Raw genomic sequence first — 21,773 nt, forward strand, 5'->3', positions numbered from 1 at the left:
GCCTAACCCACCCCCTACTCATACCTCAATGCATCCACCGGATTGGCTTTGGCGGACTTGAGCGTGTGGTAGCTGATGGTCGCCAGGGCAATGGCGACGGCAATGACCATCGATACGATAAAAACTACTGGGTTGATGTCGATGTGATAAGCAAAGTTCTCCAACCACTTACCAAGGAAAAGCCATGCCAGCGGTGTCATGATCACAAAGGCTATCAGTATCAGTAACACAAAGCTTTTGCTCAGCCCAAACATGATATCGATCACGGAGGCACCCAGCACTTTCCTGATCCCGATTTCTTTGATTCTTCTCTCGGTTGTAATGGCAGCCAAACCAAACAGCCCCATACAGGCAATAAGAATGGCCAGCACACCCATGATAGTCACCACGGCGCTCATTTGTTTGTCGGAGCGGTAGAGCTCCTCAAAGTGTGCATCCAGAAAGGTGTATTCTAGCGGAAATTCACCGACATGTTTTGTCCATACTTCATCCAGTTCCTTCAGCGCTCCGTCAACGTTTTGCCCATTTACTTTCACAGACATCTCCTGATAGCCCCACTCCGGGTGCACAACCATCGAAAGGGTGTTAACGGCATAGTGTAACGAATTGAAGTTGAAGTCTTCAGTCACACCGATAATAGTGCCAAGAGAATCATTGTGGAACCAACCGTGTCCTGCTTTTGCTCCTATCGGCTGCGACAAGTTCAGGTCTTTGGCCAGCGACTCGTTAATGATGAATGACATGCCATTGTCTTGTGCGTAGTCTTTAGAAAAGCCTCTACCGTCCTTCAGTTTAATCCCAAATACTTCAAGGAAATCATAATCTACATTCACATTCGAGGGGGTGATGTCCATTACTCCGGAATCCGACTTGTACTTAAAGCCCCACTGGTGAAAGTTGTTACCCAGCCGCTGACCGGAGGCCGTTACACCAAGAATATCGGTTTGATTGAGCAAGTCACTTTTGATAAGGTCAAACTTCCGATTGGCGTCACCGTTCATACTTACCTGCACAATGTGATCCTTTTCGAAGCCAATGTCTTTGTTTTGCATGAAGCTGAGCTGCTGCAAGACGACAAAAGTGCTCACAATCATGGCTAATGCGAGGCCAAACTGCACCACAATGAGCGAGTTTCCGAGCCAGGACTTGCCCCCTTTTACATTCCCTCCCTTGATGATGCTGACGGGTTTAAATGACGCCATAAATAGCGCCGGGTAAATTCCTCCGATCAACCCCAACATCAAAGTAATAAACAAAAGTCCGCCTAAAAATGCGGGTTGAACCAGGTATGAAAGCAGGCTGAGTTCCCTTCCAATCAGTGTGTTTAGAAATGGGATGAGGAGCAGGTCTAAAACCAGAGCCATAAGCAACGCCAAAAAGGCCAAAATAGCTGACTCGACAAGAAACTGAGCGAAAAGCTGGCCTTTTTTGGCCCCAATTGATTTTCGAACACCTACTTCTTTGAATCGGTAGGAAGCCCGAGCTGTGACCAGATTTGTGAAGTTAACTCCCGCAATAAGCAGTATGAAAATTCCCACCAGTTCAAAAGTGCCAATGTACTCGCCATTGAATTTACGGTAGTCGTGGTAGTCGTGCTCAATGTCGATCGACCCTAGATGCACATCCGTCAGGGGTTGTAAAAACAATTTGTAGTAGTTCAGAATGTCTTCGTCGCCATGCTTGAGGAGAAAGTCGTTGAAGCCCGCAGACATTTCTTCCACGTTTGTGCCCGGGTTCAATTCAAGATAGGTCACCATCCAATTGCCTCCCCAGGCGGAATTAAGTCCCGGATTGTCCCTCACCATAGTAGCCATGGAAACAAGTACTTCGAACTGCAGGTGTGAGTTTTCGGGCACATCCTTCATTATGCCGGTAATCTTATAAGATTTATCACCCCAAATGACAACCTCTCCCATCACGTCTTTTCTCTCAAAAAGCTTCATGGCCAACCCTTCGGTTACCACCATAGTGAGTGGCTCGTTCAAAGCATTTTCTCTATCACCTTCAACCACGCCAAAATCAAACATCCGGAGAAAAGTGCTGTCCACATTAGCGCCCATTCCTACTTTTATTTTCTTTTCGCCTACTTCCAGCAGCATATTGTCGTTTCCCATGAACCGGGAGTACCGCTTCACCTGGGGAAAATCCTGCTGCATGAACGGCCCCATACCTGGCATAGACAAGGCCACTTTCTGAGTGTTAGTGCCAGGAAAGCTCTGAATCTCATCGAGCCGGTAAATGTTTTCCTTTAGCGAATGGAATTGATCGAAGCTGGTTTCATCCTGAATAAAGAGGTAAATGACGATGGACGCCGCTAACCCAACAGCGAGGCTGAAAACGTTAATGAAACTAAAAAGTTTTTGCTTGAGCAGGTTACGAAATGCAATGAGGAGGTAGTTCCGAATCATAGGGAGGCGTGTTAGGTCTTACTAACTTACTCCACATCCATCAAAGAGTTACACGAAGCCAGTTTTTTTACAGACCTTTTACAATTTCTTTACAATTCGGTTCTCGGCATATTTTGCCCGCAATTTATTTGAGAACACTAGCCTTTTACAAAACCGGCCCAGACAAAGTAAGACAAACTCTCCCTGCGCTTTGCTTACTCCAACTCCTCATGTTTTTGATCAAACAAGTTCCTGTATGCTTCTAGCTTTGTGCTTCTGGTGCCGTGAGATTCACTCATAAATTGAGTGAGGTCCCTGGTAAACTCGTCAAGAGACCGAACGCTCTCTTTCAAGTAGGTAAGAGTGGCTTTCATTTCATCATTCAGGGTGCCATTCACATATTCGTTTTCCAATAAGCCGATGAGTCCAAGGCAGCGGGCCATAGGTGAACGCACTCTGTGGGAGGTCATGTAAAGCAACGTTTCCAGCTCATGAACATAGGCGGAAAGTTCTCTGCCCATTTCTTCCTTGTTCTTCTCATGCTTCTCAATCCTGGACTTGATAGTTGCAAGGAGGACATCGACATCGTATGGCTTGATGATATAATCATCTGCACCAAGTTGGATACCGTTCATTTGATCTGTAGTATGTGCCTGGCCGGTAACAAAAATGAAAGGAGTGCCAGCTGTTTTTAAGTTCTTGGCCAACTGCATAAAAACACCAAACCCATCCAAATAAGGCATCGAAACATCACAGAGAATCAAGTCAGGGGTATTTTGTTCCGCTAACGCCACTCCTTCTTTTCCATTGACTGCAGCAATCACCTGATAGCCTTCCAGCTCCAAAATGTCGACTGTGTTTTCACGAACGCCCAGATCGTCTTCTATCACCAAAATCAACTTCATAGTCCTTTCGGTTAATGTCGGAAATTAGAAAAAATCAAAGGCAGCTATCTAAAGCTAAAGTTTTTTCTAAAATTTCACATAATATCAATGTCTTTTTTATTAAAAAAGAATGGTACATCTCTACAATGCACGAAGCGTGCGTTCATTATTTCGGCAAGGCTGCAAATGTGGGAAACAGGTGATTGAAATGCCTTGACACCTCTTTTGGTAGTATGTAAAAACCTCACTCTACTGGCGATGCAGTAGAATTGGTTTTAGCCTGTATTTCGCCACTGATCCGGCGTTTTATCAGTCCATTTTTTAAATGCTTTAAAGAAAGAGTTGGGGTCAGAGAACCCACATTCAAAAGCAATTTCTTTTAAGCTCAGTCGGTCGTTGCGGAGCAGTTGGCACGCCAAATCTTTTCTCACTTCGTCAATCACCCGCTGGAAGGCTGTTTTTTCACTTTGCAGCTTCCTTTGCAAGCTCCTCTCACTCAACGAGAAATGGTTGGCTGCCGCTTTTAAGTCGGGGGTGTTTTTAATGTTGGTCTTTAAATAGGCCTCAAGCTGAGTCTTGAACAATTCTTTGTCTTGCTGTGCGCTCTGCTCAAGGTATTGTTTCAAATGCTCCCATAGCTGCGGGTTGGCGAACGGCAGGGGCCGCAAGAAAACATCCGCTTTAAACACCAAATAACAACCGTCCCCCATCAATGGCTCAATACCCACTGTCCTCCTCATTACCGACCGCTCAGGCCCTGGTAACTCGTAAGGAAGGGTAAGCGAAACAGGCTCGGCTATTTCAGCATCGAACCATTCTTTCACTATCCTCATCATTCCGTAAAGGAACATTTCGATAGTTACCTGAAAGGGACGTAGCTTCCAGAGGGTAGGATTACTAGTTGTAATTTTGGAAGCAACATACTCACCCCTTCGTTCAACGGCCGGACTAAAAATGCCATTTAGCTTTCCGTAATATTTGTAGAAAGCTTCCGACACATCCTCCAGCGTAGGACTTACCTGCACTAGCTGACCCAGTGCCCCCAGCATGTTAATTTGTCCGAGTGAAAAGTGCTTGTACTCAATATCGTAGGCCATTTGTCCATCCGGATAGTGTGCATTGACATGTTCAATTATCCGAAAAAACATTTCGGCGGGTATCATGGCTGTGGTGGACAAGGATCCCACCGATGTATAATCTGTAGAATTTTGCAGTAAATGGCCATACCCCGCCACTTCCACTTTCTTCATCAGGTGCCCCACGATATTGGCTGATATCATCATGGGCGTCAATTTAACTACTTTGTCGTGATTGGCAAGTACTTTGGCGGGTTTGGAAAATTCCAGAACTGCTCTTTGCCGTAAAATTGCATAACCAAATTATTAAAATATGAAGGCAGTAATAGCAGGAGGCGGAATAGGAGGGTTAACGACCGCCATCGCACTGGAAAAGCTAGGGCATGAAGTAGAAGTGTATGAAGCAGCACCAGAGTTCAAATCTGTGGGCGCCGGTCTTGGTCTGGCAGCGAATGCTGTCAAAGCATTTGACCATCTGGGCCTGAAGGACGAAGTACTGGCTGCAGGTCAGCTACTTCCCAGTGCAAAACTCTTGACCAAAAAAGGAGCAGTCATTACTCAGGTAGATTCACTAAAAATAAGCGCAAAATATGGTGTTGATAACTTTGCTATTCACCGTGCCGACCTGCACGCAGTGTTACTCAAAAACCTTAAGAAAACTAAACTCGTCACCGGAAAAAAAGCGGAGGCCTGTAGTGAAAGTGCATCTGGTGTCGAAGTAAAATTTACTGACGGAACCTCAGCCTCCGGCGATTTTTTAATAGCCGCTGACGGCATTCACTCCCAAATAAGGAAGCAATTTTTACCTATGTCGGCACCACGATATGCCGGCTACACCTGCTGGAGAGCTGTGGTTCCGCAACCCAAACAACGGATAGAGTTGCCTTCAGAAACATGGGGAGAAGGCGCACGGTTTGGCATCGTTCCTTTGAAGGATGATAGGATTTACTGGTTTGCCTGCCTCAACGCAAGGCAACATGATCTGTCGGTGCGCAACTTCAAAAAAGGAAACCTTCTATGGCACTTCGACGACTTCCATGAACCAGTGGCAGAACTCATCCAGAGTGCGGCACAGAAAGACATCATCTGGAGTGACATCATTGACCTTGCTCCAATCGACAAGTTTGCCTTTGGTAAGGTGCTGCTGGCGGGCGATGCAGGTCACGCTACCACGCCCAATATGGGACAGGGGGCCTGCCAGGCGATTGAAGATGCAGCGTTTCTTTACTCGATCCTGCAGGGCGCTGGAAGCATTGAGGAGAAGTTCCGCCGGTTCGAAAAGGTCAGGAAGCCACGAACCAAAAAGATAGTGGAAAACTCATGGCTAATAGGCCGGGTGGCTCAATGGGAAAAGCCCTGGGCAGCCGGGTTGCGTAACAAGCTGTTTAGCATGGTTCCACAAAGCGTTCAGGAGAAGCAATTGGCTTTTTTGTATGAGGTGGAGTTCAAGTAAATTCAGAGACAACTCTTTATCAAATGTTTAGTATCTTCATCTGCAATAATTAAAGCGTGAGCAGGTAGTTTGAAACTTCTCTTATCCATTTTTATTACGCTTGTGTCAATCAAGGCATTGGCGCAAGAGGGAGGTACTGATATTGTTATCGGAAAATCGCATGTTATTCATTCCAAAATCCTGAATGAAAAACGGCACTATGCGGTGTATCTTCCTGATGGCTACAGTAATAAATCATCCCATCCGAAGAGCTATCCAGTGATGTATGTGCTGGATGGTGAGAGTCATTTTCATAGTATAAGCGGCATTGTTGATGCCAGGTCACCCTTCTACCTTCCACAAATGATAGTCGTTGCCATTGGCAATACAGACAGATGGCGGGACTTGACGCCAACCAGCAATGACTCATTGTTGGAGAAACCCAATAGTAAGGCTAAGACGACTGGCGGCGGAAAGGAGTTTCTAGACTTTATCGAGAAAGAGTTGATCCCTCACATCGACAAAACCTACCTCACGGCTCCATTTAGACTATTCGTTGGGCATTCTCTTGGCGGTTTGCTGGCGCTCTATTCAGCCTACTCCCGGCCGGGTCTGTTCAATGCCTTTATCGCCATCGATCCGACCGTTGGATGGGACGATAATATGGTGATAAAAAAGTTCGAAGAAGAGGCCATGCAAGCAAAACTTGCTAACAAGTCATTCTTCTTAGGCCTGTCCAATCGCAACAATGGGAACAGCTCGAAGCGTTTAACAACAGATCGGGCTGTCGATAGAATTGTGACGACCTTGCAAACATCTGGAGCATCGGGACTTAGATTCAACTATGAAAAATACGAAACTGAAACCCATGGTTCCGTGCCACTTTTCGCAGAATTGGATGGGCTCCATTTTATTTTTGAGAAATACCGCATCAACACCGAGTCGGATACCCCTGATGCAGCAAAACTAAAAACCCATTTTGAACGATTCTCCGAAGATGTCCATTTTTCGTTTCTGCCTCCTGAAGTAGTCGTTAACGTCGTAGCCTACAACTTTATGGTTCAAAAAGAATACGACAAGGCACTTGAATGCTACCTCTTGAATATTAAAAACTATCCTAAAAGCAGCTCCGCTTATCTGACAGTCGGCGACATATACCGGGACAAAAAACGAGATTGGAAAAAGGCCCTGGAATATTACGAAAGATACCTGAAAATTAATCCTGGTGCGACTATGGTAAAAAACCGGATCAGATCATTAGATCAACAATGACTAACTTTCCTCTGAAATTATTACCTAACCATAAAAACGCAATTGTTTCCGAAAGAAAGCTGCGGGAATATTGCTTAAACAAAAGCCATCCTACCGGTAAATATAAAGCGAGGGTTTTTGAAGCAGTGTTGGGCCTTGCCGAAGATGATGTGGGAGTACTTATCAATGCAATTCTCGACGGCATTGCTATATCTGAAGCTCATGAAAAGTCAGCAGACAAGTATGGTAGGCGCTATTCCGTTCCAATCAATATTCGTATCTTTGATAAAGAAGCACTGTTAATTACGGGTTGGATAATTCCAAATAGTGAACAATTTCCAAAGCTTACATCCTGTTACTTAAAAGTATAGGTAATGAAAAGAACAAAAATAAAACTACTCGACACTGTTGCTCTCGTTAAAGATATGCCTGAGTTTGGTCTGGTGTCGGGGCAGGTTGGAACCGTAGTGGAGCTTCACAGCAGTTCAGCCTTTGAAATTGAATTTGCGAACTTGAAGGGTGAGACAATAGCCGAATTACCCCTTGCAGCAAACGATATTATGCTACTTCACTACGAAAAAGACCTGGCAAATAGTTAATTTTTCTAAATATCCTTCACACACCTGAATCCTGTATGGTTGAGTCCTGAGTCGTGGCTGGAGCTCATGCGGCGGGTTACCCGGTAACCGCTGCAATAACTGTCGTTGCACAGAAAAGAACCGCCTCGCACCACATGCTTTTCAGCATAAGGCTCGTTGGGATCGTAGAAGGAATCCGGGCCTTTTGGGTTTTCCACTTTACCCTGCTCCTCAGCCATTTTGTAGGCTTCTTCATGGTATTTGTCGGAGCACCATTCCCACACATTGCCGGCCATATCATAAAGCCCGTAGCCATTGGCTGGGAATGACTTGACCGGCGCAGCACCAAAAAAGCCATCCTTCACCTCGTTATCGTAGGGAAAGAAGCCCTGCCAGAAATTCGCTTTAGTAAATGCAGTCTCCACCGATTCATTGCCCCAGGGGTACTTCACTCCTTCCTGGCCTCCCATCGAGGCCCACTCCCACTCCGCCTCAGTAGGCAGTCTCTTACCAGCCCATTGGGCATATGCCAGGGCATCGTCGTAAGCTATGTGGACAGCCGGGAAATTCATTTTTCCCTCAAGGGAAGACTCCGGCCCTTCCGGGTGCTGCCAGTTGGCCCCTATCACCCATTCCCACCATTGGCTGTAGTCCCGCAGGTTTACAGGGCCTTCAGTTGCCCGGAAAACCAGGGAGCCTGGTGCCAGGATTGAATCCGCTGGCTTAGGTGTGCCAGGAGGCAGCTGCTTGGCCATTTCCTCCCAATCGATGGCTCTTTCTGCAATAGTGATATAACCCGTGACATCTACAAATGCTTTGAACTGTGCATTAGTAACCTCATGCTCATCCATGAAAAAGGCAGAAACCTCTACTTGATGGTTAGGGTACTCATTGGGTGAAGCCTCTTCCGATTTGCCACCCATTGTAAAGGTGCCAGACGGGATGAAGACCATTTCTTCAGGAGCATTAGCCGAGTCCCCAGCTTGCGACTGGATTGCAGAAGAAGTTTTGCTTGTTGGTGTAGAGCAGGAAAGCGCCATACCTATTGCCAAAACGAAAATTGAAAGCTTTTTAGTCATCCAAGAGGATTTTTTACAATGGCCAAAATAAGAAATATAATCGACCCAACCGGGCCAGTCATTGAACTTTATCAAACGGCTTGTTAATAGCAATATTGAATAGAAAGATGTAGGCCGCAGCGTATTTTACCAATTTATTCCCAGACAGAATTCCACCGGTTCAGTAAATCAGATATGCACCTGTGATACTGGTCTACTCCATAGATTTTTGGCTTAGTCAAGGTCGTAAGCCGGGAGACTGGAGGTCTGCTTCTGTTAAGAACAATCATATTTTTGCTTTGGAGAAAAGGCAGCCACAGTGAGGGGGTCGCTGAAAGCAATGCTCAATGTCATATATCCAAGTCTACAACAACTGGTAAATGATCTGACAAAATCAAAGCGGTATCTGTGGTAATGATCTCAGCACGGGTAACCTTTTTTGCTACATCCTTAGTGGCAAAAACGTAATCTAATCGTCTTTTATCCCCGTGCTCACCTTCCTTTTCTATCAACGTTGGAAAGCTCCCGGAAAATTCATAACCGGAAGATCGCCTGCTGGCCTCAAGATCAATTAATCCAAAATCCAATACCTGCTGAATGACTGAGTAGTCCAGCTGACCATTATTCAGGTTTTGTTCATTGTACAAAGAATCTCGCTGGTCAAAAAATGGTTCCAGCCTTCCATGTGTATAGTAAACAGAGTCGAGTGGCGAAAATGTGTTAAAATCACCAGCAAGGATTACTTTCGAATCCGTGGGTAATGATTCAATATTCTGAAGAATCTGATCTATTTCAACCTTTCTGGTTTGCCAGTTGGAAGGATGCAAATGAATTACATAAACATAAATGCCTTGTATCCGCACTCGCATCAATCCATGATGAAAGCCTTCCCGGATTCGCTGAATGTCTTCAATAGGATACTTTGATGTGATTCCCGTTGGAAACCCTTCTTCCTTTAGTAATACGCTGTATGGATGCCCATAACTTTTAGCATCTTCAGCTAATTTCTCCTCCGTATATTCATTCAACTCCTGAAGTGAGACAATGTCAGGTTGTTGCTCCTTCATCCAGTCAATCCAGGTCTTCTTTCTCTCAGGCACCTCGGTGAAACCGTACCACACGTTGTAGGTGATTAGTCTTAAATTTTGGGATGACGCATTTCCGTCCTTTCTATCAGATTTGCATGAACTGAAGGATACAACAATGGCCGAAAAGGCTGCTATTAGAATGATGTTAACATATCTGTTCATTTTTACGGGCTTTTCAAGTTGGGTAATATAGAAGCCAAAGAATGTCGGAATTCCATTGAATACCACAACCCCCCACTTCAATCGTCAATAGAATCTACTACAAAATGGCTTCAACCCTATTTGACTTCACTTGGCAATGGTTCGCCAATCCTCTTCTCAAGTTGGTTGGGCACCGCCTCGACACCTGCCGCATGCGCCACTACCATCTCTTCTATCTCCTTCTCTATCTGGGGGTTATCGTCAATTATGTCATACTTTTCAGAAGGATCCACTGATAGGTTGAAGAGCTGCAATTTTTCCAATTTCTCCAATTGTTGCGGATAACCAGCAGGGTTGTTTTTATAGAAGTACAGTTTATAGTCTCCTTTTCTGGCTGCAAAAATACGCTCACTGTGATAGTAGATCATCTCGTTCCGTGGTGATGGGGCTCCTTTTTTCAACACATCAGTCAGGTCGTAGCCATCGTAAATCCTATCCTGTGGTAAATCTACTCCAGCAAGGCTCGCCAAAGTAGGCAGCATGTCTAGGGTGCTACCAATGTCCGATACAATTTTGGGGCTGATCGTCCCCGGCCACCAGAAAATAGCCGGTTCTCTTTGGCCTCCTTCGTAACTCGTTCCTTTGGCACCGTATAGCAACCCAGAACTTCCACCATGGCTATCAAAAATAACCCATGGCCCGTTGTCAGAAGTAAAAACAACTAAAGTGTTTTTATCAATCCCCAATTCCTTTAATGCATCCATTACTTTTCCGGCGCTCCAGTCAATCTCCTCCACAACATCTCCATAAAGTCCCCGCTCGCTACTTCCACGAAATTCATCGGAAGCGAAAAGTGGCACATGGGGTAAGTTGTACGCCAGGTAGAGGAAGAAAGGTTTGTCCTTGTTCGAAGTAATAAACTTCACTGCTTCCTCGGTATATCTTTTGGTAATGGTGTTCTGATCTGCGGGTCGTTCAACTATTTCCTCATTTCGCATAAGTGGCACATTGAAGGTTTCTATTTTTGGATCCAAAAAAGCTGCCCTATAGTCGCCACCGTCATTCACCCTGTCCATGTCGTTACTATAGGGTATTCCAAAATATGAATCAAAACCATGCTGAGTAGGTAAATAAGTCGGCAAGTGGCCGAGATGCCATTTGCCAATGGCAGTAGTGGCATACCCTGCTCCCTTTAGGGCTTTGGCAATTGTAATTTCTGTTTGAGGCAAGCCTCCATCTGAATCGGGGAAAAGAACCCTTCGCTTATTACTTGTCATGCCACTTCTTACAGGATACCTGCCAGTGAGGAGTCCAGCCCTCGAAGGGGTACAGACATTTTCAGCCACATAAAAATTCGTCCACTTCTGCCCTTCATAGGCCATTTTATCAAGATTTGGTGTCTTGATTGTCGGGTGTCCATAAACTCCCAAATCTCCATAGCCAAGGTCGTCGGCAAAAAGGATGACGAAATTGGGCCTTTGACCTCCGGTGTCCGATTCAACTGCTGGCTTATCAGTGGAAGAGCACTGCGCAAAAAAAATGAATGCCGTCAGGGTGGAAAGGCCGGTTATAACTTTTTGTAGAACAGCTTTAGAAATATGCATAGGATTATCGTAGGTACGATGAAAATAGAAATTACATATTACAGCACCAAAAAAAGAGGCGAACTAACCGCCCGCCTCACTAGTCTTTCTTAAACTCGTTATTCTTAAGTCGTCTCCTTCGGCATTTCCTTCACCGCAAAATCCACCGCTCTGGCTGTTAGTGCCATGTAAGTGAGCGAGGGGTTTTGTGTGCTGGTGGAGGTCATGCAAGCACCGTCGGTCACAAAAACGTTTTTGGCCAGGTGCATCCGGTTCCACTTGTCAAGCAGCGATGTTTTAGGGTCTTTGCCCATGCGTACGCCGCCCATTTCGTGGATATCCAAGCCAGGTGCCTGTTTGGAATCGTTCGACTGAATGTCGGTAAAGCCGGCCATTGTGAACATCTCAGTGAGTTGTTCTATGTAATCGGCCACCATTTTCTCGTCGTTGTCGTCATAGTCCACATTGACCTTCAGCAATGGAATGCCCCACTCGTCTTTCTGCGTTAGGTCAATGCCCCAGTAGTTAGATTCTTTCGGAATAGTTTCCCCCATCATATGCGAGCCTACTCTCCATCCACCCCATTCAGGGTTGAGTAAATTTGATTTGAGTGACTCACCAACTCCATCATAGTTCCTGTCCACCTGGCGGCCGGCACTGAAGCCGGCAGCGTAACCCCGAAGGAAGTCTGTTTCCTGCTTATACACGTTGCGGAAACGAGGTATATACCCGCTGGTGGGACGACGGCCTACTGTTGTTTTATCAGGAAACCCTTCATATCGGGCAGAAACCCTGGCTCTGTAGTTATGGAAAGCAGCATACTTTCCAAGGAGGCCGTTGTCGTTGCCCAGTCCGTTAGGGAATCGGTTCGAAGTAGAATTCAGAAGAATAAGGTTGGTATTGAGTGCGCCTGCATTCACAAACACAATAGAGGCATAATACTCGATCATTTCCTTCGATTCGGAATCGACTACTCTTACACCAGTCACTTTTTCTTTTGCATCATCATAGATCAGGGAATGTACTACCGAAAATGGTCTTAGCGTTGCATTTCCAGTCTTCAGTGCCCAGGGAATCGTAGACGAGTTACTATTGAAGTAGCCTCCAAAAGGGCACCCACGCTGGCACAAGGTTCTGTTCATGCACTGGCCCCTTCCCTGCTCCAAGTGAATAGGCTGAGGCTCGGAAAGGTGGGCACAACGGGCAGAGATAATATTTCTATCCTTATAGGTCGACTCTACTTTCTCCTTGAAGTAGCCTTCCACGCAATTCAGGTCGTAGCCGGGCAAAAACTCGCCATCAGGGAGGTTAGGAAGTCCGTCTTTGAAGCCGGCAATGCCTACAAACTTCTCGACGTAACTGTACCAGGGTGCAATGTCCTTGTACCTGATTGGCCAATCGACTGCAAAGCCATCTCTGGCCGGGCCCTCAAAGTCGAAGTCGCTCCAGCGCTGGGTTTGTCTTGCCCACATAATGGACTTGCCACCTACCTGATAGCCCCTGATCCAGTCAAAAGGTTTCTCTTGCACGTACGGATGCTCCTTGTCTTTCACAAAGAAGTGCATAGAATCTTCCCGGAAATTGTAACATTTGCTCACCACCGGGTTCTCATCCACAACCTCCTGCGGTACCTGCATTCGGTGCTTGAACTCCCAGGGCATCATATTAGTGGTTGGGTAGTCCACATTGTGCTTCACATCCCTTCCTCTTTCCAAAATCAGAGTCTTCAATCCTTTGTCAGCAAGCTCTTTGGCGGCCCATCCCCCACTCATTCCTGATCCTATAACGATGGCGTCATAGGTATTTTCTTTGGTGCTGTCTATATTAAAATTTGCCATTACATTACAATTAAACCATCAGTTGATACACATGCCTCAAATGAACCTGGCACATGCTTGTAGGGGAATTTCTCTGTCAAGATGTACTGCGAAGCCATATAGCCCCTAATAGTGTAGCCCTTGGTGGCATCCAGAAATGATTTAACATCCTTCAGGCCTGGTTTAGATGCATCGTCAGCATCTTCCATAGCCATGATATCAGTCAGTACTTTCTCTTTATACACCTGGTCGCCTTTTGCAAACGCCTTGTCGAAGTTTTCCTTAACAAAAGGGCCAAATTTTTGAAGACCACTCGTAAATACACCCTGCTCGCTCTTGTCCATACAATCGTCGGCCATCACCAGCACAAACTTGTAGACTTCAAGCTCGTCAGCACCGGGAATTTCTCCTGAAGGGATAATGGTTTGCACAATTTTGGCGAGCAAATCCTGCTGATCAGCATCTATCTGCAAATTGCTAAGTGCCATGGCCACCCGCTCCGGTCCGAAAGAGCAAGATGGCAGGAGTGCCACTCCACCAGCAAAGAGGGCGGCTTGTTTAAGGGCGGTTCGTCTGTCCATGATTAAAATATTTCACAGTGTTGTTTCAAAGGAACACTGAATTAAGTGAATCCTGTTGAAAGAAGTAACGAATAGTTTAAGTTTTATGGCTCTGTACACTCTGGTGAATTATTTGGCACCTAAAGTAGAACTATTTACCACCTTCCATGCGACTAACGGTTTCGTCAACCAGTCCCTCCTTTTTGTCAAAAAAATCATCAGGTAAACAATTGTTTGGAAACCTTTGGTTGCGGTTATCGTCATTGTAGCAAGTTTAAAACTCAAAATAGACATATGCACAATTTTTTTAAATGCTTGCTGCTGAGCGGCTTGCTTTCGGGATATTCTTTTGCCTTTGCCAGTCAGGATTTAACTCAAACAGTGAAGGGCCAGGTGCTGGATGCACAGTCGCTGGCACCTGTTCCCGGCGCCACGGTAATGATCGTCAACAGCAGCCCGATAAAGGGTGCGGTAACTGACCTTGATGGCAATTTCAAAATTGAAAAAGTGCCTGTTGGTCGCCATCATGTACAGATTTCATTTGTAGGTTACGAGAACAAAGTAATTCCGGAAGTACTGGTGGGCTCTGGAAAGGAAGTGGTACTAAACGTTCACCTGACCGAATCCATTGTTCAAATGGCCGAAGTGGTTGTCACCGCCTCGGAACAAGACAAAGGGGCTCCGCTCAACGACTTTGCCACTGTAAGCGCAAAATCCATCAACGTGGAGGAAACAAGCCGTTATGCGGCAACTTTTGATGATCCGGCCCGGGCGGCTGCCTCGTTTGCGGGTGTGCGTGGTGGTGGCGACGATATCACCAACGAAATCGTGATCCGGGGAAACTCGCCCAGAGGCTTGTTATGGAGAGTGGAGGGTGTGGAAGTACCAAACCCGAATCACTTTGCAGAAGAGGGCTCTGCAGCAGGCGGCATCAGCATCCTGAGCAACAATATGCTGGCCAATTCAGATTTTTATACAGGGGCCTTTCCGGCCCAATATGGCAATGCCCTGAGTGGGGTATTCGACATTAACCTGCGCAAGGGAAATACAGATAAGCGTGAGTATGCATTTCAAGCCGGCGTTCTGGGTATTGCTTTCGCCGCCGAGGGTCCGCTGAAGAAAAATGGAAAAGCTTCTTATCTGGTGAATTATCGTTACTCTACCCTTTCGCTCCTTGACCAAATGGGGCTGTTACCCATTTTTGGTGATGAGGAGATCGTGTTCCAGGATCTTTCGTACAAAATTCACCTACCCACCCAAAAAGCAGGAGCCTTCTCATTATGGGGGCTTGGCGGCCTCAGCAGACAAACCGAGGCAGCCAACCTCGAAGAGGGCTACCCGTTCAACAGCAACTTCCGATCCGACATGGGCGTGGCTGGTTTGTCGCATGTGTACTTTGTTAACAAAGACACCTTCATTGAAACCAAGCTTACTGCCTCCAGAGGCCGAAACGTTTATGACGAGGACTCGCTGAAGCTACAGGTATACAACAAAGAATCCTTTCTGAAAAAAGACTATCGATTGTCGACAATGCTCAATCAGAAGTTCAACGCCCGTAACACGCTGCGTTCAGGTATCATTGCCAGTTCACTCGGCTACGATCTCATTTCGAGCTACTACCACAATATTGATGATACCACTTACACGGGACTGGAAGCAGACGGCAGCATGATGTTCCTTCAGGGTTTCTCACAATGGCAATACCGGGCAGGTGAGCACCTCACGTTGAACACAGGGTTCCACTATTCGCACCTTTTTCTGAAAAACCAGCATGCGCTGGAGCCACGTTTTGGAATGAAATGGGCGGTGGCCAAGGGTTCATCGATCACTGCAGGCATTGGGCTTCACAGCCGCCTTGAATCGGCGTCGCTCTATCTGGCTAACGAAACCCTTGAAGATGGAACCCTGGTTCAGCACAACAAGGGCCTCGAGATGAGTAAAGCCGGGCATTTTGTGCTTGGTTATGAAAAACAGCTGACGGACAACGTTCGGCTGAAAGCCGAAGCCTATTATCAGCATCTTTATAATGTACCCATTGCGCAAGTGACAAATACGGATGAATGGGCACCAACATTTAGTGTGCTGAACGCCAAAGATGGCTACACAACTCGTCCGTTGACCAACGACGGAACCGGGCGCAACTATGGCCTCGAACTAACGCTGGAGAAGTTCTTAACGAACGGCTTTTATTACACAGTTACTTCTTCAGTGTACCAGTCGAAGTATAACGGGGCGGATGGCATCGAACGAAACACACGTTTCAACGGAAACTTCACCGGTAATTTTATTGCTGGCAAAGAATTTAAGGTCGGCAGAACGAAGGACAATCTTCTCGGCTTCAATACCCGGGTGATTTATGCTGGCGGCAACCGGAAAGTGCCGATTAATCTTGAGCAAAGCATTACTGAGGACAGAACAGTGTTAGACTATACAAATGCTTATGACCAACGCCTGCCCGACTATGCCAGATTGGATGTTGGCGTAAGCTACCGCCGCAACAAACCCGGGCATTCGTCCATCCTTTCAATCAATGTCCAGAATGTAACAGCCAGATACAATGTGTTTGGGGAATACTTTGATAGCAGAACCGATAAAATTGAAACGTTTCAGCAACTAGGCTTCTTGCCTAACCTGAGCTATCGCATTGAGTTTTAGAGACCAGTGGTGCTACAGATGTAACAAAATATATAGGGAATTCTCCCAAACCCCAGAATGCCTCTACAGTTCTGGGGTTTATTTTTATCTTTAGATTTTCTAAAAACTTAACTTTTATGTTTACCACCCTTAAAGAAGTGCGCTGGGGCATTATTGGCGTAGGCGATGTATGCGAAGTAAAAAGTGGCCCTGCCTTCCAAAAGATAGAAAATTCAAGCCTTGTGGCTGTCATGCGCCGCAATGGTGAAAAAGCCGCTGACTTTGCCAAACGTCATGGCGTTCCAAAATGGTATGACGATGCCGATAAGCTGATCAACGACCCTGACGTCAATGCCATCTATATCGCCACACCTCCTGGCTCTCATGCCGAATACACTTTCAGAGCCGCCAAAGCAGGCAAACCAGTATATGTAGAAAAGCCTATGGCTCGGAGCACAGCAGAATGCCAGGCCATGGTGGATGCCTGTCAACAAGCCGGGGTGCCTTTGTTTATTGCCTATTACCGAAGAATGCTGCCCAACTTTCTGAAGGTGAAGTCGCTGATCGAATCTGGAGTTATTGGCGACGTGAGGTATGTGAATGTTAAGCTTAATAAACCACTGCACCCTGATATTGTAGGTGCGGCGCATGACCCCGACAACTGGCGCATTTTTCCTGAAGTGGCTGGCGGCGGTTACTTCTACGACCTTGGCTGCCATCAGCTGGATATTCTGGATTTTCTGCTAGGCCCGGTGAAACACGCCCATGGTTATGCTGCTAACCAGGGTGGTATTTACCCGGCAGAAGATATTGTGACTGGCTCATTCGTCTTTGAAAGTGGTGTGCTCGGCCAGGGAACCTGGTGCTTTGCTACCTCCGGCGCTTCCGACGAAGAGGTAACTACCATCATTGGCAGCAAAGGTGAGATCTCTTTCCCTTATTTCAGCGACCACTCCGTAACATTAAAAGTGGAAGGTAAGCCTGCTGAAAGGATGACCTTTGATATCCCCAAGCACATTCAGCAACCCCTCATACAAACCATTGTAGACGAGCTGACCGGCAAGGGAAAATGTCCAAGCACAGGCGTTTCTGGCACAAGAACAAACTGGGTAATGGAGCAGCTTTGCAAAAGGACTGATAAGTAGATTGGTCTGTTAGGGGACCAGCCCTTCACGAACCTAGGGCTATCTTGCCTGGCAAATGAACAGAACCGCCTCTTTTGGGTTATATTGATAGCCGAAGACCCACTTCGGTCACCTTAAATAATCCTATGAGAATTCTACTGACCGGCGCCACCGGCTACATCGGCAAAAGGTTGCTTCCGGCTTTGGTTAATCAGGGTCACGAAGTGATATGCTGCGTAAGAGATGCCAACCGATTCAATCCTCCAAAACAGCTTATCGCCCACATAAAGGTGATAGAAGTTGATTTCCTGAGAAAGGGAACACTCAAAAACATCCCCGATGATATTGATGCCGCCTATTATCTCATTCATTCGATGTCGGGGGCTTCCGGTAAATTCAATGAGCTCGAAAGCGAATCTGCCCACAATTTCAACGAAGCATTGGCGGGCAAGAAAATCGAACAGGTCATCTACCTCAGCGGGATTGTGAACGAAGAAACTCTTTCAAAACACCTGGCTTCAAGAAAAGAGGTAGAGAATATCTTGTCGCAGGGCGATTTTGCACTCACCACGCTTAGGGCAGGCATTATCGTCGGATCCGGAAGCGCCTCCTTTGAGATCATCAGAGACCTGGTAGAGAAACTACCTGTGATGATCACTCCCAGGTGGCTCAACACCCGCTGCCAGCCTATTGGCATTACAGATGTCATCCTGTTTCTATCCAGTGTGTTGCATAACAAAGCTACTTACAATGACAACTACGACATAGGAGGACCCGACGTGTTGACCTACAAGGAAATGCTGCTTGGCTTTGCCAGGGCACGAAAACTAAAGAGGTGGATCTTTACCCTGCCGATCATGACGCCCAAGCTGTCTTCCTACTGGCTCTTTTTTGTCACTTCTACCTCCTACCGGCTGGCGGTAACACTGGTCGACAGTATGAAAGTGGAGGTAGTGTGCAGCGACGACCGCCTGGCCAAACTTCTGGGCATTAAGACCATCAGCTATGCCGAATCGCTCGCCAAAGCTTTCTCAAAAATCAATCAGCATGTAGTGCCCTCAAGTTGGAAAGACAGCCTGGTGAGCGGACGAATCAGCGAAAACCTTTCAGAATATATTGAAGTACCGGTATACGGCTGCCTGCAAGACAAACGAAGCGTAAAAGTGAAGGACAGCGTAAAAGTGCTCGACCGCATTTGGGCACTGGGTGGTGAAACTGGTTGGTACTACGGCAACTGGCTTTGGAAGCTTCGGGGATTTCTCGATAAGCTGGCGGGTGGTGTGGGCCTCAGGCGAGGCAGAACCAACGTAAATGACATCAATGCTGGCGACTCGCTGGATTTTTGGCGGGTGTTGTATGCCAACAGGGTCGAAAAAAGACTCTTGCTGTTTGCTGAAATGAAGGTGCCTGGCGAGGCCTGGCTGGAGTTCAGGATAGACGACGGCGTACTTTGTCAGACGGCCACCTTCAGGCCGAGGGGCTTATGGGGAAGGCTTTACTGGTATTCGATCTTCCCGATTCACGGATTCGTGTTTGGTGGAATGCTCAGAGAGCTCAACAATACAAAATAGCAAAAGGCCCATCACATGATGGGCCTTTCCTTATTAACTTCCATCGGGCTTTCTCAGCTCCAAAGCCTGTCCCATGATCTCTCCACATCCCACTCTGGCGTAGGAGCGAAATATTTGTTGTTTTCAGGATCAAGGTGCTGCTTCACAACTTCTTCATTAAGTTCAACACCCAAACCAGGTGCATCCGGCACTGGCGCAAAACCCTTTTCTATCATGACGCCCTTGCCGGTCATCTTCACCAAATTCTGCCAGTAGTCCAGGTCCACCGAATGATGCTCAAGAGCCATGAAATTCTGGGTAGCCGCTGCGCAATGAACGTTGGCCATGAACGATATCGGTGTTCCGGCAAAATGCATCGCCATCGCCACACCTTTTTCTTCGGCATAGTCACCAATCTTCTTTGTTTCCAGCAAACCACCAGAAGTAGCAAGGTCAGGATGCACAATATCAATGGCCCTCGCATCAATCAACTTGATGAACTCTTCCTTCAGGTAAATATCCTCTCCCGTTGTGGTTGGCGTTTCGATGGCATCAGAAATGGTTTTCCATTGTTCAGTAAATTTCCAGGGGATCAAATCCTCCAACCATGCCAGTCTATACTTCTCCACCGCCCGGCCTAGCCTGATGGCGTTATTGTGGTCGAAATGGCCATAATGATCCGATGCCAGCGGAATGGAATAGCCAATTTTCTTACGTACCAGTTCTATCCTCTCCATGAGAATGTCAAGGCCCTTATCGGTGATCTGGATCTGGGTAAACTGGTGCTCGGCCGCACCATAGGTCATGGGGTCGTTGGTCCACTGGCGGCCAATGTCCCAGAAGTTACTATTAGCTACAGTGTCCGGAATATCCTTCAGAAGCTCAATACCGAAGTCCATTTTAAGGAACGTGAACCCGTCTACATCCATTCGCTTGGCCACCTTGGCCTCAAACTCCGCCTGGTCACGGCCCATGGAGGTGTCGGCATACAGCCTTACAGTGTCACGAAATTTGCCTCCCAGCAGCTGATAGGCTGGCACATTGTAGGCCTTTCCAGCCAGATCCCACAGTGCCATTTCCACGGCACACACACCACCACCCTGGCGACCATGGTAGCCAAACTGCTTGATGCGTTTGAATATCTGCTCCACACTGCATGGATTCATTCCCTTAATGCGGCTCTTCAAAAACATGGCATATCGCCACGAGCCCTGGTCACGCACTTCGCCATAGCCGGAAATGCCCTGATTGGTATCAATTCTAATCACAGGGCAGCGAGCATGGCCGTTCATCACCACTGCATATCGCATGTCGGTAATTTTAAGATCAGAAGGAGCTGCATAGCGGTTTACTTTTGAAGTAGAATGTGCCATGGTATCCTCTATGCTGCTAAACATAAAGCCTCCCAGAGCAAGACCGCCAAGTCCCACTTTTTTCATAAAGTCACGACGATTGTCGCCACCTTCTTCACTGCTGTTTGCTTCTGGTGTAGCAACAGACTCATCTTTTATCCCAAGCTTTTCTAAGTACTTATCGGAGGGTGTTTTTTCTTGATTAATCATAAGTCGGTTTTTATCAAGTGAAAATTTCAATTACCACGTTCTGTCTTTCATATAAGCATCTAGCTCTGCCCTTGACATGGGGATTTTATCAGGGTTAGCATCAAGCCATTTTAGAAAGTCATTCTTGATTTCATCGGTCCATCTTTGGTCTATTTGCCCCGGCGTAAACCTCCCCTCTCTCAGTCTCTGATGGCCAAACTGGTCTCGCAGCGCTATGAATTCAGCATTAATAAGTAAATCGGCAAGAAGATGCGCCGGAATGAAGATAACGCCACCTTTTTTGGCTAAAACAGCGTCGCCAGGCAACACAGTAGCCCTTCCTATTCTTATCGGAACGTTGATACCACCAAGCATCATACCCTGAATGTAGGAGGGATCATAGCCCTTCACCCACATATTGAAACCATCAATCTTTGCTAATCCCTCTTCATCACGTACGGAGCCGTAAAAGATGACCCCATTTTTTGATTTGGCATAAATGGAGTTGCCCAGATTGTCACCGATGAGCGTGCCATCAACAATTTTTCCGTAGCTATCAGCCACATAAATATCGCCTGGCTTCAGCATGTCGATAGGCCAGGAATTAAAATTGCCAATACGATTCTCAGCCTTTCCTTTTGCCATAATCATCTCATGGTAATCGGATCGGGCAGGCATGTATTGAACAGTGAGTGCACGACCAGTCATCGGCTTCTCATTGTCCATGATCATCCAATCACCTTCAAACTGATTGTGGTATCCCTTGTTTCGAAGGATACCCCAGGCCTCTTCAATCGAAATGTTTTTCAGGCGTTCCAGCTGATCATCGGAGACTTTAGGCCTGCCGTCGGGCAGCCTTTCGCCCTTCCATTCGGAGGTCATGGAGATGATCTGGTCTTTGGTGAGAGTTACTTGCTGAGCGTAAATGCTGACGCTAAAAAGTAACAAAGCGGCTAATAGATAGCGATATTTGTTCATTGATGAAGTGTGTTTAAGTAGTGACTAAAAACCCAACGGGTCGATGATTGAAGATAATGATTATCTGCAATTACCACGAGTCATTATTACT

17 protein-coding genes are annotated in these 21,773 nt (G+C 46.6%); 7 read left to right on the forward strand and 10 right to left on the reverse strand.

Translation table 11 applies throughout. The features are described from left to right. Nucleotides 1-14: 14 nt before the first annotated feature. The 3 genes from RIG68_RS24640 to RIG68_RS24650 all read right to left on the reverse strand — a co-directional run bounded on the left by RIG68_RS24640 (nucleotide 15) and on the right by RIG68_RS24650 (nucleotide 4,554). Entirely contained in the window at nucleotides 15-2,408 is a 2,394-nt protein-coding gene (locus RIG68_RS24640; RefSeq protein ID WP_350128699.1) for an ABC transporter permease, read from the reverse strand. Nucleotides 2,409-2,602: 194 nt separating this feature from the next. Then, nucleotides 2,603-3,292 (reverse strand): ATP-binding response regulator, encoded by a 690-nt coding sequence (locus tag RIG68_RS24645; RefSeq protein ID WP_350128702.1) that lies wholly within the window; start codon nucleotides 3,290-3,292, stop codon nucleotides 2,603-2,605. Nucleotides 3,293-3,546: 254 nt separating this feature from the next. After that, nucleotides 3,547-4,554 carry a helix-turn-helix domain-containing protein gene (locus RIG68_RS24650; RefSeq protein WP_350128705.1) on the reverse strand — a complete coding sequence of 336 codons (1,008 nt, stop codon included), beginning with the start codon at nucleotides 4,552-4,554 and terminating at the stop codon, nucleotides 3,547-3,549. Nucleotides 4,555-4,660: 106 nt separating this feature from the next. Here RIG68_RS24650 and RIG68_RS24655 point away from each other — a divergent pair, with 106 nt between their 5' ends. From RIG68_RS24655 to RIG68_RS24670, 4 genes are all read left to right on the forward strand, one after another. Next, a complete protein-coding gene (locus tag RIG68_RS24655; RefSeq protein WP_350128708.1) occupies nucleotides 4,661-5,800 on the forward strand; it encodes an FAD-dependent monooxygenase in 1,140 nt (379 codons plus the stop codon). A gap of 69 nt (nucleotides 5,801-5,869) precedes the next feature. Next, nucleotides 5,870-7,051 (forward strand): alpha/beta hydrolase-fold protein, encoded by a 1,182-nt coding sequence (locus RIG68_RS24660; RefSeq protein ID WP_350128711.1) that lies wholly within the window; start codon nucleotides 5,870-5,872, stop codon nucleotides 7,049-7,051. Next, entirely contained in the window at nucleotides 7,048-7,401 is a 354-nt protein-coding gene (locus RIG68_RS24665) for a DUF6883 domain-containing protein (RefSeq protein ID WP_350128714.1), read from the forward strand. Before RIG68_RS24660 ends, RIG68_RS24665 begins: the two co-directional genes overlap by 4 nt. A 3-nt stretch (nucleotides 7,402-7,404) precedes the next feature. Continuing rightward, a complete protein-coding gene (locus RIG68_RS24670) occupies nucleotides 7,405-7,629 on the forward strand; it encodes a DUF4926 domain-containing protein (RefSeq protein WP_350128717.1) in 225 nt (74 codons plus the stop codon). 5 nt (nucleotides 7,630-7,634) lie between these two features. On the opposite strand, the gene RIG68_RS24675 is transcribed toward RIG68_RS24670, so the two are convergent. The 5 genes from RIG68_RS24675 to RIG68_RS24695 form a co-directional block, all read right to left on the reverse strand. Beyond that, nucleotides 7,635-8,687: a formylglycine-generating enzyme family protein gene (locus RIG68_RS24675; protein ID WP_350128720.1), complete on the reverse strand. Its 1,053-nt coding sequence runs from the start codon at nucleotides 8,685-8,687 to the stop codon at nucleotides 7,635-7,637. A 329-nt stretch (nucleotides 8,688-9,016) separates the two neighbouring features. Beyond that, the gene (locus RIG68_RS24680; protein ID WP_350128723.1) at nucleotides 9,017-9,916 is read right to left on the reverse strand and encodes an endonuclease/exonuclease/phosphatase family protein; all 900 of its coding nucleotides are present in this window, start codon (nucleotides 9,914-9,916) and stop codon (nucleotides 9,017-9,019) included. 116 nt (nucleotides 9,917-10,032) lie between these two features. Then, entirely contained in the window at nucleotides 10,033-11,499 is a 1,467-nt protein-coding gene (locus RIG68_RS24685) for a sulfatase family protein (protein ID WP_350128726.1), read from the reverse strand. Nucleotides 11,500-11,603: 104 nt separating this feature from the next. Next, nucleotides 11,604-13,316: a GMC oxidoreductase gene (locus RIG68_RS24690; protein WP_350128729.1), complete on the reverse strand. Its 1,713-nt coding sequence runs from the start codon at nucleotides 13,314-13,316 to the stop codon at nucleotides 11,604-11,606. Beyond that, nucleotides 13,316-13,876: a gluconate 2-dehydrogenase subunit 3 family protein gene (locus tag RIG68_RS24695; RefSeq protein ID WP_350128732.1), complete on the reverse strand. Its 561-nt coding sequence runs from the start codon at nucleotides 13,874-13,876 to the stop codon at nucleotides 13,316-13,318. Before RIG68_RS24695 ends, RIG68_RS24690 begins: the two co-directional genes overlap by 1 nt. Before the next feature lie 273 nt (nucleotides 13,877-14,149). Between RIG68_RS24695 and RIG68_RS24700 the strand changes: the two genes are divergently transcribed. The 3 genes from RIG68_RS24700 (at nucleotide 14,150) to RIG68_RS24710 (ending at nucleotide 19,184) form a co-directional block, all read left to right on the forward strand. Then, nucleotides 14,150-16,510 carry a TonB-dependent receptor gene (locus tag RIG68_RS24700; protein WP_350128735.1) on the forward strand — a complete coding sequence of 787 codons (2,361 nt, stop codon included), beginning with the start codon at nucleotides 14,150-14,152 and terminating at the stop codon, nucleotides 16,508-16,510. Nucleotides 16,511-16,626: 116 nt separating this feature from the next. Beyond that, nucleotides 16,627-17,634, forward strand: coding sequence for a Gfo/Idh/MocA family protein (locus RIG68_RS24705; protein ID WP_350128738.1), 1,008 nt, complete (start codon nucleotides 16,627-16,629; stop codon nucleotides 17,632-17,634). A gap of 125 nt (nucleotides 17,635-17,759) precedes the next feature. Then, nucleotides 17,760-19,184: an SDR family oxidoreductase gene (locus RIG68_RS24710; RefSeq protein ID WP_350128741.1), complete on the forward strand. Its 1,425-nt coding sequence runs from the start codon at nucleotides 17,760-17,762 to the stop codon at nucleotides 19,182-19,184. Between the two features lie 53 nt (nucleotides 19,185-19,237). Here the strand turns inward: RIG68_RS24710 and RIG68_RS24715 are convergent, their stop codons facing one another. Both RIG68_RS24715 and RIG68_RS24720 read right to left on the reverse strand, forming a co-directional pair. Then, the gene (locus RIG68_RS24715; protein ID WP_151998310.1) at nucleotides 19,238-20,725 is read right to left on the reverse strand and encodes a mandelate racemase/muconate lactonizing enzyme family protein; all 1,488 of its coding nucleotides are present in this window, start codon (nucleotides 20,723-20,725) and stop codon (nucleotides 19,238-19,240) included. A 30-nt stretch (nucleotides 20,726-20,755) separates the two neighbouring features. Next, nucleotides 20,756-21,682: an RraA family protein gene (locus tag RIG68_RS24720; RefSeq protein WP_350128744.1), complete on the reverse strand. Its 927-nt coding sequence runs from the start codon at nucleotides 21,680-21,682 to the stop codon at nucleotides 20,756-20,758. Between the last annotated feature and the right edge of the window lie 91 nt (nucleotides 21,683-21,773).

It is taken from the genome of Imperialibacter sp. (genome assembly GCF_040222385.1).
Taxonomy (GTDB): domain Bacteria; phylum Bacteroidota; class Bacteroidia; order Cytophagales; family Cyclobacteriaceae; genus Imperialibacter.